The sequence below is a fragment of the Streptomyces panacea genome (assembly GCF_040560175.1).
Classification (GTDB): Bacteria; Actinomycetota; Actinomycetes; order Streptomycetales; family Streptomycetaceae; genus Streptomyces; species Streptomyces panacea.
The window spans coordinates 1-16,257 of the sequence record NZ_JARJHW010000171.1 but is presented as its reverse complement, the minus strand read 5'-3'; the positions used below and the strand labels follow the sequence as shown (position 1 = coordinate 16,257).

Here is a 16,257-nt window from a genome sequence, read left to right as displayed (position 1 = left end):
ACGCTCCACTCGCTCGCCGCACCGCGCGACCGGAACGCCACCTTCCGCCGGCTCGGGGACGGGCCCGGCTGGCGCCGAGTCGTACGGGAACAGTTCGCTTCCGCCAAGTCGGGCCGCGAGGACCGCCGTACGGTACTCAGCTCCTTCGTCCAGCTCACCGACCTCCATGTGACGGACGTCCAGCACCCGGTGCGCACCGAATACGTACGCAGCGAGTCGGCCGGCGCGTGGCGTCCCCACGAGGCCCTGTCGGTGGCCGGAGGCGTATCGCTCATCGAGCAGGTCAACGCTTTGGGAACCGGCCCGGCGACCGGCGCGCCGCTGACCTTCGCCATGACGACCGGCGACAACACGGACAACAACTCGCTGTGCGAACTCGACTGGTACCTCACCCTGATGAGCGGCGGGCTCGTCACTCCCAACAGCGGTGACCCACAGGCGTACGAGGGCGTGCAGAACTCGGGCGTACGGATGTACTGGCACCCCGAGGACGGCGCGCCCGACTCCGACAAGCACCTGGGCTACCCCCGTATCGAGGGATTCCTGGAAGCGGCGCTGCGCCCGGTGCGCAGTCCGGGTCTGGCCCTCCCCTGGTACTCGACCGTCGGCAACCACGACAGTCTCGCCAGCGGCGCCTATGCCGACCGGACCGGCTTCCTCGCCGATTTCGCCGTCGGCACACGCAAGTTGTACGACATCCCGGACCCGGACGCGGCGGCGCTGCTCGCCCGGATCGCCTCGGGCGAGACCGCCCACGGCGGCGCCCTGATCTCGCTGCTGCGCCGCGAGAAACGGCGCATGCGAACGGTCACCGCCGACCCGCGCCGCGCGCCGTTCACCCCGCTCCAGTACCTGACGGCGCATCTGGACTCCGCGCACACCGGAGCGGGGCCGGTCGGTCACGGATACACGAAGGACAACCTCGCGGAGGCGACCCTCGACTACACCTTCCCCATGGGGGAGAACGTGACCGGGGTCAGCCTCGACACCACGGACCACGGCGGCCACTTCACCGGCTCCGTGGGTACGGGGCAGCTCGCCTGGCTGGAGCGGATCCTGAAGGAGCACCGCGACGGGTACGTGGTGCTGTTCACGCACCACAACAGCTGGACGATGGGCAACGAGCGGCCCGACCCCGCCCGGCCGGGCGAGAAGCGGCACGACGGGGACGAGGTCGTGGCGCTGCTGCGGCGCCACCGCTCGGCGGTGGCCTGGATCAACGGGCACAGTCACCGCAACGTGGTGCTGCCGCACGGTTCGTTCTGGGAGATCTCCACCGCCTCGCACATCGACTTCCCGCAGCTCGCGCGGGTCATCGAGATCGCGGACAACAAGGACGGCACCCTGTCGCTGTTCACCACGCTGATCGAGTCGGCGGCGCCCCGGGAGACCGACTTCACGGATCTCTCCCAGTCGGGCCTGGCCTCGCTCTACCGGGAGCTGGCGCTCAACGCGCCGGGGAGCCGCCAGGATCTGGCAGGCCTGAAGGACGCGCGCAACACCGAGCTGCTACTGCGCCGCCAATAGTCATATATTCAAAGGTTCATAGGTTTCCGGACCTTACAATCAAACCGTCAACCAACGACACAGGCTCCGAATCATCCACTTTCAGCCCAACCCGCCACCCGACCCACACAGGCCCGGACCTGGCCGTTATGGACACACAACGCGATCAGGGCGACACGCGGAGCGACCAAAACCGGTCAGAGAGCGGGCGGAGCACCCCTGACGTGAGCAAGACTCACGTCCGTTGTCCGAGACATCGACCCAGGGAGTGTTCGAAATGCGGAGCATCGCAAGGGCTGCGGCCTGTGGAGCCGTACTGGCGCTCAGCAGTCTTTCCTTCACCGGCGCGGCCGGCGCCGTCCCGGCGGGAGCGCCCGCCGAGGGCGCATCCATCGGAGGCGTGCCGACGCCGGCCGGTACCCCGCCCACCGGCGCGGAGAGCCTGTACGCGCCGTCGGCGCTGGTCCTGACCGTCACTGACGGTGCTGACCACAAGACCGGTACGGTACGGCGCGCGGTCACGCTCAGTTGCGCGCCCACCCCGTCGGGCAGCCACCCCGACGCGGTCGCCGCCTGCTCGGAACTCAAGAAGAACAGCGCCAAGTTCGACTCCATCACCACCTCCGGAACGAACCGCGTCTGCACGAAGGAGTGGGAGCCGGTCACGGTGACGGCCGACGGCGTGTGGGAAGGAAAGCGCGTCGACTACGTCCACACCTTCTCCAACTCGTGTGCCATGGACGGGGGCAGAGGCGTCGTGTTCACCTTCTGAGCCGACCGGGCCGCCGGGCCTCAGACAGGCTGAACGCCGGGCTTCGGGCCGTCGGACGGCCCCCGGAGGCCGACGATCGGAGGCGGCCGGGGCGGGGGTTCACCCCACCCCGGCCGTTCGGCTTTCGGGCGCCGCGATGTCGCCCGCGCCTCCAGATCCATGGACTCCGGAAGTGAAGACCATGGGCGGAATCCAGACAGGATGTCCCGATTCCACCCTCAAGAACCCTCGAACTCGACCTTTTCGCAACGGACTTGAGAAGTTCTCGCGAGGCCGTCGCCGCCGTCGGCGCCCTGTCCCCCCAGGTCCGGAGGACGGTAGGACGCCCTCCGCCTGACGAACCGTCATTTCTCACTTTCCGTGCTGAGACCATTACATCTTCGCCACGTATTGTTACCTCCGTGACAGAAACAGACTCGTGGGGCAGTGGAGGAGAATCATGCGACCGTTCGCGCTGAACTACGCTTTCCCGGCGGAGAGCTCACCGATCGTCGGACCTTTCTCCTACGACTCCACGCTCCAGCTGAACGTCCTGCCCGACGGACGTCCCGCGATAGCCGACCGTGCGCTGCTGCTGGCCGCCGGGTCCACGACCTCGACGGCCGGCTCCAAGACGCACTTCGACGACTGACCGCCCCGGTTACCTGATGACTGTGCTGATCCTGACCGCCGAACAGGACGTCACCGCGGACCTGGTCGTGGCCGAGCTGCACGACCGCGGCACGCCGCTGGTGCGCTTCGACCCCGCCGATCTGCCGGGCGAGGCGTCGATGTCCGCCGAGTACGTCAGCGGCGACTTCCGCGGCCATCTGTCCGCGGGGGGACGCCTGTTGAGCATGGACGGGCTGCGCTCGATCTGGGTGCGGCGGCCGGGCGCGAGCGCGGCCCACGCGCCCAACCCCTCGCCCTGGCTCACCGCCGAGTCCGCGCACGCCTTCTTCGGCATGCTGTACTCCACGACGGCGCGCTGGATGAACCATCCGCAGGCGGCGGCCCAGGCGCGCCTCAAGCCCTGGCAGTTGCGGGTCGCGCACCAGAGCGGGTTCGCCGTACCGCCCACCCTTGTCACCACCTTCCCGCGCATCGCACGGCTGTTCGCCGCCGAGCACCGGGACATCGTGGTCAAGTCGATCACCGGCCCGCCGCCCGGCGACCCCCCGGTCTCGCTGCCGACCACCCGGGTGGGTCCCGGCGCCGACTTCGAGTCGGTCGCCGCCGGACCCACCCTGCTCCAGCGCTACATACCCAAGCGGGCGGACATCCGGCTCACCTGTGTCGGGCATCAGCTGTTCGCCGCGCGGAAGGTCGCCGTCCCCGGCCAGGTGGACGGCCGGTACGGCGAGACCGGCCACGGCTGGGAGCCCGTCGAGGTGCCCGACCGCATCACCCGCGCCGTGTACGGCTACCTGCGGGTCGCCCAACTCGCCTACGGCGCGTTCGACTTCGCCGAGGACACCGACGGCACCTGGTGGTTTCTCGAATGCAACCAGGGCGGCCAGTTCGGCTTCGTGGAGCTGGAGACCCGGCAGCCGATCGCCGAAGCCGTGGCCGGCTGGCTCGCTTCACCGCCACCCGTCTAGACCTCTGCCGGACGAATCCCCGCAGGCCCGGGGCGAATCCCCGCAGGCCCGGGGCCTATCGGCGCGTCCGGCCGACGGGAGAGGGGCTCCGCCGTCGCCCGGGGCCCGCCGTCGGCCGTAGAGTTGCCGATGCGGTGCGACTGCGAAGATCTTGGTACGGTACGGCCCTTCGGGGTCTCACCGGCGACCCCATTCGCCGGTTACCTGCGGTATCTTTTTACGGTCGGAATTGGACCTCCGCGGCACAAATCCTTACCCAACCCGTTCTTCAACGTCGCACCGAATAGCCGCGGTTGGAGATCTCTTGTTTCACACACACGGGCTGTGCAATGGTGAACGCGCTCGGTCGGCGTGCAATGCCCGGAGCGCTCGACCGTTCGATTCGGCGAGGGTGCGACCGTCCGGAAAGGCTCTCCGGCCGTCGTAATCCCCGCCGCTCTCCGCCCACGGGTCGCATTCCTGGAGGCTTCACACCGTCCCAAGGTACGCACCAATCGGACCACCCCCCTTTCAGTCGGCCGGAAATCACTGCCGCCACCCTCGCGTCAAGGGACTGGACACCCCCCACTCAGTGCCCTGGAAGGCAGGACCTCTATGCAGGACCCCCGTACCTCCAGAACCACCCCGCCCCGTCCGGCCGGTCGGCCGGACCCCCGCTCCGAAGGTTCGGACGCGGATCTCGTCGCCGCGCTGAGGACCCGCGACAGCGACGAAGAGGACCACGCCACCGCGCTGTTGCTCGCCCGGCACTGGCAGGCCCTGCTCGACTACGCCGAGATCCGCTCCCCCTCGGCGAACGCCGCCTCGATGCTCGCCACGGCGGCCTTCGGCAAGGTGCTCGACACCCTGCGCCGCCCCGGTCCCGTCCCGGCCCTGCGGCCCGAATTCCTTATGACCGCGCGCCATATGGCCGGTGTCTGGGCGACCGAAGGACAAAAGGCGGCCGAAGCACAGAAGACCGAAACGGTCTGGGAGCACCGGGCGTGGCCGGCGGGCGCCGGCCCGGGGAGCCCCGACACACCGGAACCCCCGGAGAATCGGCGGCTCGCCTTCCACGCCTTCCAGGCAATGCCCGCACCCGCGCGGTGCCTGCTCTGGCATACGGAGGTCGAGGCCGAGCCCATATCCGTACCGGCAGGTCTGCTCGGCATTGATCCGGAAAGCGCCCTCACCGAACGGGAACACGCGGGTGAACTCTTCCGGTCCGGCTGTGTACGCGCGCATATCCAACTCGCGTCGGACCCGGAATGCCGCCACTACAACCGTCTGCTGGACGTGTCGCTGCGGCGCGGCGGTGCTTTGCTCACGGACATCCAGCAGCATCTGGCGGTCTGCGCGCACTGCGCGTACGCCACCGAGCAGTTCGTCCACTTCGAGGGCCGGCCGGCCGTCCTGCTCGCCGAGGCGCTCCTGGGCCCGCACGCCAGGGGTTACCTCGACTCGCGGCCGGGCAGGCGCGGCGGCGCGCGGGCGGCGGGCGCCGCGGGCGTACGCCGCGGCGGACGCCACTCGGTGGGCGGACGCCCACGGGTGCTGCCGCGCGTAACGGTGATAGCCAGGCGCGTGATGACCACCCCCGGCAGGCCGAGGACCGTCCTGCTCGGCGGGCTCGGTCTGGTGACCGTCGGCCTGCTCGCCGTGACCGTCTCCAGCCTCACCGCCGGTGACAGCGGCGGCGAGGCGATAGGACCGGCCGCCCCCATCGGCACGGGCACCGACACGACCTCCCCCGACCCGGGCTCGCAGGGCGTCTCCGGCCCCGGCCAGAAGCCGCCGACGGACTCGGCCGGCATTCCTCCGGACGCTCTGCGTACGGCGCTGCGCAGTGCGGACGCCGATCTCTGCCTCGACCTCCGGGACACCCGGCCCACTCCGGGGTCCGAGGCGACACTGGCGATCTGCTCGTCGTCCGCGCAGACCCAGCAGTGGCTGTACGAGGAGGACGGGCTGCTGCGCAACGGCGCCGACCAGGAACTGTGCCTCAACTCCCGTACGGTCGACGGCTCTCTGATCCTCGGACCGTGCACCGAGCCGACCGCCGGGGACGCCGCCGACGTGCGCTACGACGTGACGGTCCAGGGGCATGTGATCCCCCGGTGGGACGACTCGCTGGCCGTCGTCCCGACAACTCCCGAGGCGGGTACGTCGGTCGTGGCGAAGATCCGCGACGAGTCCACGCTCCAGAACTGGTCGACCGACGCGTCACCGAACAGCCCCAAGTCCCTGCCGATCGTGGGCGGCGGCCGGGCGACGGTCCCACCGGCCGGCCCGAAGTCCGCCCGCCGTGACACAGGCGGGTCGGCGGAGCGGAACAGGGGGCGTCAGGCAGGTGGCAGGGGTTGCGAAACGCCCGAGCGCGACGACAACGATGTCCGCGGCCGTGCCGGCCGGGAGAACTGCGACGACGCTCGCTTCGACGGCTGACGGGCGGAGTCCCGGGTCGCTGAGTCCCGGGTCGTCGTCGGGGCCACGAGCGTGTCCGCGAAGTCCCGCCCGGCCCGCGACCAGATGGACGGCACCTCTCCCCCGTGATCCCGAGGGGGCACGGGAGGTGCCCCGCCGGGGTCGGTCGTCGGGAGCGAGCGGCGGGAGCGAGCGGTCGCGACGCCGGCGGGGGGGCCGGGCGACACCCCGTAAGGGCTGTCACGTCATCCCCGGCGGGCGCACGACGACAGCCACGGCACCTCGCCGCGCGTTGTCGGACCGCCCGGGATACGCCCGGTATGAGGGCGACTCCCGCCTTGCGACGCACCGCCTCGGACGCCGCGCGCCGATCCACCGGGGAGTACCGGACAGCCCTTAGGTGACGCCGGTCCCCCGTGCCATCAACAGGCCGACGTCCAGCGCCGCGACGGCGACCGCGCCGACGAAGGGGGCCTTCTCCCGGCGGCGGCCGAGCAGCAGGCCCGTGACCGCGATCGTGGCGGCGGCCAGCGGGACGAGCACCGCGCCCGCGCCGGTACGGCCCTGCGGGCCCAGCGTCAGCACCACCGACGCCGCGACCAGCGGGACGGGGAGCAGCAACCGGCTGCCGGTGGCGCCGAGTCGGTGCGGCAGCCCTCGTACGCCGGTCGCCAGGTCACCTCGGATGTCGGGCAGGACGTCCGCCAGGTGCGCCCCGACACCGAGCAGCGCACCGGCGGTGACGGCCCACCAGGCCGGCCAGGGGCCGCCGGGCAGACTCAGTGAGACGAGGGCCGGCAGGCTCGCGAATCCGATCGCGTACGGCAGCCAGGACAGCGGTGTGGCCTTGAGCCACAGGTTGTACGCCCAGGCCGCGACCACCGCGAGCAGATGCGCGGCACCGGCGAGCGCGCCGCAGGCCAGGGAGAGCGGCACGCAGAGCGCGAGCGCGCCGAACGCCGCCGCCCACACCGTCCCTTGACCGACCGTGCCCGCGGCGACGGGTTTGTCGCGGCGGCCGTTGACGATGTCGCGCCGGGCGTCGTACGCGTCGTTGCACCACCCCACGGAGAGCTGACCGGTCAGTACCGCTGCGGTGAGCAGCGGCCAACGGCCCGCGCCGTGGCCCGCGGTGACGGCGAGTGCGAGGGTGAGCGCGGTGACCGCGACCACAGGCCCCGGGTGACAGGACAGGGCCAGGCCCCGTCCGGCTCTCAGCAGCCGCGCGCCGCGCGGGGTTTGGGCGTTGCCGGGCCCGCCGTCGCGCGGACGCGTCGCCGGGTCCACAACGGCGGTGACGACGGCGGTGACATCGGAGGTCGTACCGGCGGTCGCACAGGGGGTCGCACCGGCGGTCGTATCTGCGTCCACGCGCCGATCGTAGGCGCGCGGGCCCCGTCCACGTGGCAGCCGGACGGGCGACTTACGGTGTCTCATCCATTCCCGCGGGTGTTGGGAGGGTTATGACATCCTCAGGCCGGAATCGATGACCCGAATCGCCGCCGTGCACGGCGTCCTGGCTCCGTACCGCCACACCCAGTCCGAGATCACCGACATGGTGGCGCGCACCTGCCTGCCGGCCGGGACCGACCGGCGCCTACTGGACCGGTTGCACGCGAGCGCGCGGGTCCGCTCACGCCACATGGCCCTGCCGCTGGACGACTACGTCAAGATCGACGGGTTCGGCGCCGCCAACGACGTCTTCATCGAGGTCGCGGGTGATCTGGGCGCCGAGGCGGTGCGCGGAGCGCTCGGTACGGCGGGGCTCCGGCCCGAGGACGTGGACCTGCTGATGTTCACCTCCGTCACCGGCGTGGCCGCTCCTTCCGTGGACGCGCGCCTGGTCGGGCGGCTGGGGCTGCGTCCCGATGTGAAACGGGTGCCCGTCTTCGGACTGGGGTGCGTCGCGGGCGCTGCGGGCGTCGCGCGGCTCCACGACTATCTGCGGGGCTGGCCGGAGCAGGTGGCCGTGCTGCTCTCGGTCGAGCTGTGCTCGCTCACCTTCCAGCGCGACGACGCGTCGATGGCGAATCTGGTGGCGACCGGGCTGTTCGGTGACGGGGCGGCGGCGGTCGTAGCGGTCGGCGAGCACTTCCCCGCGACGCCGGAGGCCGCCGCTGTGGGTCCTTCGGCCGACGCCACCGCCGGTCCCTCGGTCGTCGCCACTCGCAGCCGGATGTACCCGGACACCGGCCATGTCATGGGCTGGTCGGTCACCGGCACCGGCTTCCGGGTCGTCCTCGACGCGTCGGTGCCCGAGGTCGTCCGCCGCTTCCTCGCCGACGACGTACGCGCCTTCCTCGCGGAACACGGGCTGACACCCGGCGACATCACCGCGTGGGTCTGCCACCCCGGCGGCCCGAAGGTCCTGGAGGCCGTGGGCGAGTCGCTGGACCTGCCCGACGGCGCCCTCGACCTCACGTGGCGCTCGCTGTCCGAGGTGGGGAACCTGTCGTCGTCATCGGTCCTGCACGTCCTGCGTGACACCCTCGCCCACCGCGCCCCGGAGCCGGGCAGTCCCGGCCTGATGATCGCGATGGGCCCCGGATTCTGCTGCGAACTCGTCCTGCTTCGCTGGTGAGTTGGAGAACTCATGTGGTGGTACACGGCATTGGTGCTGGCCGTCGCCGGCGAGCGGATCGCCGAACTCGTCGTCGCACGGCGCAACGCCCGCTGGAGTCTGGCGCGCGGCGGTACGGAGACCGGGCGCGGGCACTACCCGGCGATGGTCGTCCTGCACACCGGTCTGCTGGTCGGCGCGCTCGCCGAACCGGCCCTGACCGGACGGCCGTTCGTGCCGGCGTTCGGCTGGACGATGGTGGGCGTGGTCGTCGCGGCCCAGGGGCTGCGCTGGTGGTGCATCCGGACCCTGGGGCCGCGCTGGAACACCAGGGTGATCGTCGTGCCCGGCCTTCCGCTGGTCTCGGGCGGCCCCTACCGGCTGCTGCGCCATCCGAACTACGTCGCCGTCGTCGCCGAGGGCCTGGCGCTGCCGCTGGTGCACGGGGCGTGGGTGACGGCCGTGGTCTTCACGGGGCTCAACGCCGCCTTGATGGCGGTCCGGATCCGGTGCGAGAACACGGCGCTCGGGGTCGCGCCGGCCGGGGCCCCGGCGTGATCGACGTGCTGATCGCCGGCGGCGGCCCCGCCGGTCTGGCCGCCGGGATCCACGCCGCCCATGCGGGGCTGCGGGCCGTGGTGGTGGAGCCGCGTACCGGCCCGGTGGACAAGGCGTGCGGGGAGGGCATCATGCCGGGCGGCGTGGCGGCGCTGCGCGCGATGGGTGTCGAGGTGTCGGGGCGCGAACTGCGCGGCATCCACTACCGGGACGGTGTACGCGTCGCCGAGGCGTGCTTCCGGGACGGGGCGGGTCTGGGTGTGCGCCGTACGGAGCTGCACGCCGCGCTGCGGCGGCGGGCGGACGCCCTCGGTGTGGAGACGGTGCGGGGCAAGGTCGGTGAGGTGCGGCAGAGCGCCGACCGGGTCGTCGCCGGGGGCAGGACGGCGCGGTGGCTGATCGCCGCCGACGGGCTGCACTCGCCGATCCGCCGGGGCCTGGGCCTTGCCCTGCCGGACCGCGCGCCGTCCCGCTACGGGCTGCGGCGGCATTTCCGGGTGGCGCCGTGGTCGGACTTCGTGGAGGTCCACTGGTCGCGGCACGGCGAGGCGTACGTGACACCGGTCGGGGACGATCTCGTCGGGGTGGCCGTGCTGAGCCGCGAGCGCCGGGGGTACGGCGAACACCTGGGCCGATTCCCGGACTTGGCGCCGCTGCTGGGCGAACGCCCGGCGAGCGGCGTACGCGGCGCGGGTCCGCTGCGGCAGCGGGTGAGCCGGCCGCTGGCCGGGCGGGTGCTGCTCGTCGGCGACGCCGCCGGCTACGTGGACGCGCTGACCGGGGAGGGCGTCGCGCTGGCCCTGTCGACGGCGGGGGCGGCGGTGCGCGCGCTCGCCGAGGGCCGGCCGCAGACGTATCCGGCGGCCTGGTCGAGACTGACGAGACGTCACCGCCTGCTCACGGAGGGCCTGTTGTACGCCACTCGCAGCCCGCGCGCGGCACGCCTGATCGTGCCCGCCGCGGCCCGGCTGCCGTCCGTCTTCGCCGCGGCGGTCCACGCGCTCCGGTAGCGGGCGCCGGGTCCTCAGACGCCCGTGCCCGGCTGGAACCAGGTGGGCTCGTCCTCAAGTGACTGCTTGATACGGAACCGGGCGAACTCCCGCAGCTCCGGCAGCGCGTCCACGGGGAACCAGGCGACCTCCAGGGACTCCTCGTCGTTGACCCTGGCCTCCCCGCCGACCGCGCGGCAGCGCATCGTGATGTCCATGTACTGGCACTGATCCCCGTTGGGGTACGTGACGGGCTCCGGCAGCGCCTGGACGAGGACGACGCGCTCGGCCTCGCAGCGTACGGCGGTCTCCTCGTACACCTCGCGCTCCGCCGTCACCGCGGGCTGCTCCCCGGGCTCCGAGATCCCGCCGATGACGGACCAGTCGCCGGTGTCGGCCCGCCTGCCCAGCAGCACGCGTCCGTCGTCGTCGAAGACGATCGCGCTGACTCCGGGGAGAAACAGCAACTGGTGACCGGCGGTGGCACGGATCTCGCGGATGAAGTCTGGCGTTCCCATGCCACGACCCTATGCGTGGGTCAGCCCGCGTCGTCGGCGGCGGGGCTCCTGCGGGCGCGTACGGCCCGCACGGCGACCAGGCCGAGACCGCCGAGGGCGATCGCGGCCAGCAGCGCCTCGGGCAGCGTGCCCATCCTGGTGGCGGGCGTCTGCGAGGAGCGCAGCGGCATCTCACGGACGAGCGCGTCGGGTGTGAACATCTTCGTCTGCTCGACGACCTCGCCGTCCGGCATGATCATCGCGCTCACGCCACTGGTGACGGGGACGACGACGGCCCGGCTGTGCTCGACGGCCCGCACGCGGGACATCGCCAGCTGCTGGTAGGTCATCTCGCTGCGCCCGAAGGTGGCGTTGTTGCTCGGCACGGTGATCAGCTGCGCCCCCTGGGTGACGGTGTCGCGCACCGCCCAGTCGAAGGCCGCCTCGTAGCAGGTGGCGAGACCGACCTTCGTCCCGGCCAGGTCGAACACGCCCACCTTGTCGCCGGGACCGAAGTCACGTCGTACCCGGTCGACGTCGGAGCTGAAGATCCGTACGAAGGAACGCATCGGGATGTACTCGCCGAACGGCTGGACATGGCGCTTGTCGTACGTCGCGACGGGCCCGCTGCCGGGCTCCCACTGGATCAGGGTGTTGCGCAGCTTGCCGGTGTCGGGCGAGAGCACCGAGCCGATCACCGTCGGCACACCGATCGCCTTGACCGCGTCGTCGATGACGAGGCGCGCGTCGCCGTTGCGGTAGGGGTCGAGGTCCGAGGAGTTCTCGGGCCACAGGACGAAGTCCGGCTTCGGCTCCTTGCCGGCCTTGACGTCGGCGGCGAGCTGTTCGGTGCGGGCGGCGTGGTTGTCGAGCACGGCGCGGCGCTGGGCGTTGAAGTCCAGCCCCAGCTGCGGCACGTTGCCCTGGATCGCGGCGACGGTCGCGGTGCCGTCCTCGGCCGAGTCGTCCACGAGGGGCAGCGCGGCGAGGGCGCCCGCGACGGGGACGAGTACGGACAGCGCGGCGACGGCCACGGCGGCGCGCGGCACCTGGCGCGGCGCGCCGTCGGTCCCGGCGGCGCGTGCGGCCCGGTGCGCGAGGACCTGGCGGACCGCCTCGTACAGGCCGAATCCGCACAGCGCGACGGCGAAGCCCAGTACGGGCGTACCGCCCACCGCGGCGAGGGGGAGGAACACGCCGTCCGCCTGGCCGAAGGCGATCTTGCCCCAGGGGAAGCCGCCGAACGGCACGCGGGCACGGGCGGCCTCGCCCAGGATCCAGACGGCCGCGGCGAACAACGGCCACGCGGGCAGCCGGGACACGGCGGCGATTCCCACCCCCACGACACCGATGAACAGCGCGGAGACGGCGGCCAGAGCGACCCACGGCAGCGGGCCCACCTCTTCGCCGGTCCACTTCAGCAGCGGCAGCAGGAATCCGAGACCGGCGAGGAAGCCGAGTCCGAACCCGGCACGCGGCCGACGGCCACGCAACGTCCAGCCGAGGAGCGCGAATCCGGGCAGCGCCAGCCACCACAGCGGGCGGGGCGGGAAGCTCGCGAAGAGCAGCAGCCCGGACAGTGCGGCGGCGCCGGGCCGTACGAACCGGCGCGGCCACCGCCTCCCGTCGGGCGCGGGTGCGGGCTCGGCGGGTTCGACGGGGGTGATGGTGGTGCTCACCCGGCGGAGTCTACGGTGGCCCCGCCGAGAGGCGGGAGTCCGGCCTACGAAGGGGCCTCCGCCGGAGGCCGCCCGGCCGACGCCGGAAGGAAGGCGGGGCCGATCTCGGCCGCCCGGCGATCGGGGGCCGACCGCGGGGGTCAGACGTCGGGTGACCCGCCCCTGACCGCGCTGCCGCCCGTCGCCCCGCCGAGACCCGGCTTGCCCGGAGGCGGCTTGCCGAGGCCCACCTTGCTCGTGGCCGCCGCGCGGAGCCGGTCGCGGATGACGCGGACCGCCGCCTCGGCGTCGTCGACGGTCACCGTGAACGTCCTGCCGTCGCCCAGGCTCAGCACGACGCCCTCGCCGCGCCGTACCACCACGGCCGTGCCCTGCTCGGGTCGCCAGCGGTAGCCCCAGCCGCCCCATTGGCGGGGCGTGACGCTGGGTACGAAGTCGGCGCCGGTCACATGGGTGAGCGGGATACGGCGGCGCGGCAGCCCGACGTGGCCGCAGCGCACCTCCAGGTGCTCGTGATCGACCTTGACCGCCACGTGTACGAAGGCCAGCGTGCCGAAGAGGATCAGCAGCCCGGCGGCCACGCAGCCGACCACCGAGGCGGCCAGCGCGACGATGCCGGCCTCCCAGGAGGATTGGATCGCCAGCTCGATACCCAGCGCGAGGCAGGCGACGCCCACCACGGCGAACAGCCACTGAATGCGGTTGGTCGCTCGACCGGTCCAGATTTCGGGGAGGGGCACTGTGCCAGGCCCCCCTCGTCGGGGGTGCTCCGTCATGGTTGCAGCGTACTCACGAACCGCCCGGGGAGCACCGCCGCGACGGGATCCGGAATGCCGACGTCCACGGCGCCCCTTACGCCGCCCCGCGCCCGCGCACCGCAGTGACGACGGCCACAGGCGGACCGGCGGGCCCAGGTCCGGTCCGGGCTCATCCGGCAAGATCGCCCGGACCGGGTCCAGGTCGGGTCTTCAAAGTCCCGCCTGGCCCGCGGGCGGACGGCGATACTTCGAAGACCCGCCCTAGTGCGCGTGGGTGACCGCGGCGAGCAGTCGGCCCTCCGCGTAGGTCAGTGCCGCGTCGGTCAGCGTGGCGCGGTGGCCGCCCAGCAGGACGGTGAGGCCGCCCGGCCCGGCGTCCGCCGCGGGGGCCGGTATGTCACCGAGCCGGCGGAGCGCCTGCGCGGCCACGGCGTCGGCCGAGCCGTGCAGCGTCACCTCGGGCAGTCCGGGCTGCCGCAGGGCCGCCCGGATGCGTTCGCCGACGAGTTCGTAATGGGTGCAGCCCAGGACGACGGTCCTCACCTCGCGCGGGGTACGGATCGCGGCCGCCGCGATGGCGCGGTCGATGCCCGCCTCGTCGGCGTGCTCCACGGCGTCGGCGAGACCGGGACACGGCACCTCGGTGACGTCGACCGAGGCGGCGAAGGTACGGATGAGGTCGCGCTGGTAGGGGCTGCCCGTGGTCGCCGGGGTGGCCCAGATCGCGACGGGCCCGCCCCCGGCCGCCGCCGGCTTGATCGCGGGGACCGTGCCGATGACGGGAAGACCGGGCTCCAGGGCGGCGCGCAGCGCGGGCAGGGCGCGTACCGACGCGGTGTTGCAGGCGACGATCAGCGCGTCGGGCCGGTGCTCGGCGGCGGCGCGGGCCACGGTGAGCGCGCGGGCCGTGACATCCTCCGGCGTACGCGGGCCCCACGGCATGCTGCCGGGGTCGGAGGAGAGCACGAGACCGGCGTCCGGCCGGAGCCGGCGCATTGCGGCGGCCGCGGCGAGCAGCCCGAGACCGGAGTCCATCAGCGCGATCTTCACCCGGTCACCATAGACGACCGCCCTTGCGGTCCCGCCGATGTGGGGCAGACTGCGGCGAATGAGCGCCATCGCCTGGATCGCCGCGGTCTCGCTGGCCGCGTGGGGTTTCCTGTTGCTGGGTCAGGGATTCTTCTGGCGCACGGATCAGCGGCTGCCGCCGCGTGAGGCTCCGTCGCGCTGGCCGTCCGTCGCCGTGGTCGTGCCCGCGCGTGACGAGGCCCCGATGCTGCCGGTGAGCCTGCCGTCGCTGCTGGCGCAGGACTATCCGGGGCCGGCGGAGATCTTCCTCGTCGACGATTCCAGCACCGACGGTACGGGCGCCGTGGCCAGGGAGCTGGCCGAGCGGTTCGGCGGGCTGCCGCTGACGGTGGTCTCCCCGCCGGAGCCGGAGCCCGGCTGGACGGGGAAGCTGTGGGCACTGCGCCACGGCATCGCACTGGCGCGGGAGGGACGGCCCGACTACCTCCTCCTTACGGACGCGGACATCGCCCATGAGCCGGACAGTCTGCGCGAACTGGTCGCGGCCGCGCGGACGAACGGCCTCGACATGGTCTCCCAGATGGCCCGGCTGCGGGTGGCGACCGCGTGGGAGCGGCTGATCGTGCCCGCCTTCGTCTACTTCTTCGCGCAGCTGTATCCGTTCCGCCGGGTCAACAAGCCGGGGGCGCGTACGGCGGCGGCGGCCGGCGGCTGCGTACTGCTGCGGACGGAGACCGCCGAGCGGGCGCGGATTCCCGACTCGATCCGGCAGGCCGTGATCGACGACGTGTCGCTGGCGCGCGCGGTGCGGGACGCCGGGGGCCGGATCTGGCTCGGCCTCGCGGAGCGGGTGGACAGTGTGCGCCCGTATCCGCGGCTGACCGATCTGTGGCGGATGGTGGCGCGGAGCGCGTACGCCCAACTCCTGCACAACCCGCTGCTGCTGGTCGGCACGGTGGCCGGACTCGCGGTCGTCTATCTGGCGCCGCCCGTCGGCGTGTACGCGGGCCTGTCGGGCGGCGACGCGCCGGCCGGTCTGCTGGGCGGCGCCGCGTGGGCGGTGATGGCCGGGACGTACGTACCGGTGCTGCGGTACTACCGGCAGTCGCTCTGGCTCGCTCCCCTGCTGCCCTTCACCGCCCTGCTCTACCTCTTGATGACCGTCGACTCGGCCGTGCGGCACCACCGGGGCCGCGGTGCGGCCTGGAAGGGGCGTACGTACGCCCGTCCGGAGGCCGCACCGGAGCGTTGAGGCGGGTCGCTGCCGGACCGGGGGTCACTTCCGGCCGGGCGTCCAGTTCATGCCCCAGCCGTAGGCGTAGTCGATGGTGCGCTGCGGGCTGACGCCGCGTTCCGGTACGAGAAAACGCGCCTCGCGCTGGACCAGCAGATCGGAGCCGGTATTGGTGATCAATGCGAGCGCGCAGACCGTGGAGGGAACCGTGCACTCGCCGAGTGAGAAGTCGATCGCGGCGCCGTTCTGCGGCTGGAGCGTGACCGTCGCGTCGAGATCGGCGAAGCTGCGCGCGCCTTCGTAGATCGTCACGAAGATGACGACGCGGCGCAGTTGGTTCTTGTGGTCGAGGTTGATGCTGAGATTCTCGCCGTTGGCCGAACCGCCGGTGCGGTCGTCGCCGTCGAGATGGATGAACGGCGGCTGGTGAAGCGCGCCGAAGGCATTGCCGAGCGCTTGGACGACGCCTTTGCGGCCGTCGGTCAGTTCGTAGAGGGCGCACAGGTCGAGGTCGAGGTCGCCGTGCATGGCGACGGCCCGGCCGAGCTTGGCGCCCCAGCCCTTGAACTGCTTGCGCACCTGCCAGCTGAGATTGACGCGCATCTCACCGGAATTCCCGCCCTGCTTGGACAGCGAGACGGTCGGCGCTTCCTTGGTGAGTGTGACCTTGCTGAGCCGCACCGGGGTCGCGG

15 protein-coding genes are annotated in these 16,257 nt (G+C 72.4%); 9 read left to right on the top strand and 6 right to left on the bottom strand.

Going from position 1 to position 16,257, the window contains the following annotated elements; translation table 11 throughout:
• From P3L51_RS29030 to P3L51_RS29010, 5 genes are all read left to right on the top strand, one after another.
• Positions 1-1,527: TIGR03767 family metallophosphoesterase (locus tag P3L51_RS29030; RefSeq protein WP_354608288.1), on the top strand; the 1,527-nt coding region annotated here is incomplete at its 5' end.
• Between the two features lie 256 nt (positions 1,528-1,783).
• Positions 1,784-2,278, top strand: coding sequence for a subtilase-type protease inhibitor (locus P3L51_RS29025; RefSeq protein WP_354608287.1), 495 nt, complete (start codon positions 1,784-1,786; stop codon positions 2,276-2,278).
• Positions 2,279-2,717: 439 nt separating this feature from the next.
• The gene (tgmA, locus tag P3L51_RS29020; RefSeq protein ID WP_354608286.1) at positions 2,718-2,909 is read left to right on the top strand and encodes a putative ATP-grasp-modified RiPP; all 192 of its coding nucleotides are present in this window, start codon (positions 2,718-2,720) and stop codon (positions 2,907-2,909) included.
• Between the two features lie 16 nt (positions 2,910-2,925).
• Positions 2,926-3,858 (top strand): ATP-grasp ribosomal peptide maturase, encoded by a 933-nt coding sequence (gene tgmB, locus P3L51_RS29015; RefSeq protein WP_354608285.1) that lies wholly within the window; start codon positions 2,926-2,928, stop codon positions 3,856-3,858.
• A 594-nt stretch (positions 3,859-4,452) separates the two neighbouring features.
• Positions 4,453-6,282 carry an RICIN domain-containing protein gene (locus P3L51_RS29010; protein WP_354608284.1) on the top strand — a complete coding sequence of 610 codons (1,830 nt, stop codon included), beginning with the start codon at positions 4,453-4,455 and terminating at the stop codon, positions 6,280-6,282.
• A 375-nt stretch (positions 6,283-6,657) separates the two neighbouring features.
• On the opposite strand, the gene P3L51_RS29005 is transcribed toward P3L51_RS29010, so the two are convergent.
• The gene (locus P3L51_RS29005; RefSeq protein WP_435594552.1) at positions 6,658-7,548 is read right to left on the bottom strand and encodes a UbiA family prenyltransferase; all 891 of its coding nucleotides are present in this window, start codon (positions 7,546-7,548) and stop codon (positions 6,658-6,660) included.
• Positions 7,549-7,747: 199 nt separating this feature from the next.
• Between P3L51_RS29005 and P3L51_RS29000 the strand changes: the two genes are divergently transcribed.
• Genes P3L51_RS29000 through P3L51_RS28990 form a run of 3 tightly spaced genes read left to right on the top strand, consistent with a single transcriptional unit; the run spans position 7,748 to position 10,389 of the window.
• Positions 7,748-8,842 (top strand): type III polyketide synthase, encoded by a 1,095-nt coding sequence (locus tag P3L51_RS29000; protein WP_354608283.1) that lies wholly within the window; start codon positions 7,748-7,750, stop codon positions 8,840-8,842.
• A 12-nt stretch (positions 8,843-8,854) separates the two neighbouring features.
• A complete protein-coding gene (locus P3L51_RS28995; protein ID WP_354608282.1) occupies positions 8,855-9,379 on the top strand; it encodes an isoprenylcysteine carboxyl methyltransferase family protein in 525 nt (174 codons plus the stop codon).
• Positions 9,376-10,389 carry an NAD(P)/FAD-dependent oxidoreductase gene (locus P3L51_RS28990; RefSeq protein WP_354608281.1) on the top strand — a complete coding sequence of 338 codons (1,014 nt, stop codon included), beginning with the start codon at positions 9,376-9,378 and terminating at the stop codon, positions 10,387-10,389. The genes P3L51_RS28995 and P3L51_RS28990 overlap by 4 nt, the downstream gene beginning before the upstream one ends.
• A gap of 14 nt (positions 10,390-10,403) precedes the next feature.
• On the opposite strand, the gene P3L51_RS28985 is transcribed toward P3L51_RS28990, so the two are convergent.
• From P3L51_RS28985 to P3L51_RS28970, 4 genes are all read right to left on the bottom strand, one after another.
• A complete protein-coding gene (locus P3L51_RS28985) occupies positions 10,404-10,886 on the bottom strand; it encodes an NUDIX hydrolase (protein ID WP_354608280.1) in 483 nt (160 codons plus the stop codon).
• 20 nt (positions 10,887-10,906) lie between these two features.
• On the bottom strand, positions 10,907-12,544 hold the full coding sequence (gene lnt / locus P3L51_RS28980; RefSeq protein ID WP_354608279.1) for an apolipoprotein N-acyltransferase: 1,638 nt from the start codon (positions 12,542-12,544) through the stop codon (positions 10,907-10,909).
• A gap of 140 nt (positions 12,545-12,684) precedes the next feature.
• The gene (locus tag P3L51_RS28975) at positions 12,685-13,320 is read right to left on the bottom strand and encodes a hypothetical protein (RefSeq protein ID WP_354608278.1); all 636 of its coding nucleotides are present in this window, start codon (positions 13,318-13,320) and stop codon (positions 12,685-12,687) included.
• Positions 13,321-13,563: 243 nt separating this feature from the next.
• Positions 13,564-14,352: a glutamate racemase gene (locus tag P3L51_RS28970; protein ID WP_354608277.1), complete on the bottom strand. Its 789-nt coding sequence runs from the start codon at positions 14,350-14,352 to the stop codon at positions 13,564-13,566.
• Positions 14,353-14,410: 58 nt separating this feature from the next.
• Here P3L51_RS28970 and P3L51_RS28965 point away from each other — a divergent pair, with 58 nt between their 5' ends.
• Positions 14,411-15,583: a glycosyltransferase gene (locus P3L51_RS28965; RefSeq protein ID WP_354608276.1), complete on the top strand. Its 1,173-nt coding sequence runs from the start codon at positions 14,411-14,413 to the stop codon at positions 15,581-15,583.
• A gap of 24 nt (positions 15,584-15,607) precedes the next feature.
• Here the strand turns inward: P3L51_RS28965 and P3L51_RS28960 are convergent.
• Positions 15,608-16,257, bottom strand: a 650-nt coding sequence (locus P3L51_RS28960) for a TerD family protein (protein WP_435594551.1), incomplete at its 5' end; no start/stop codon positions are given.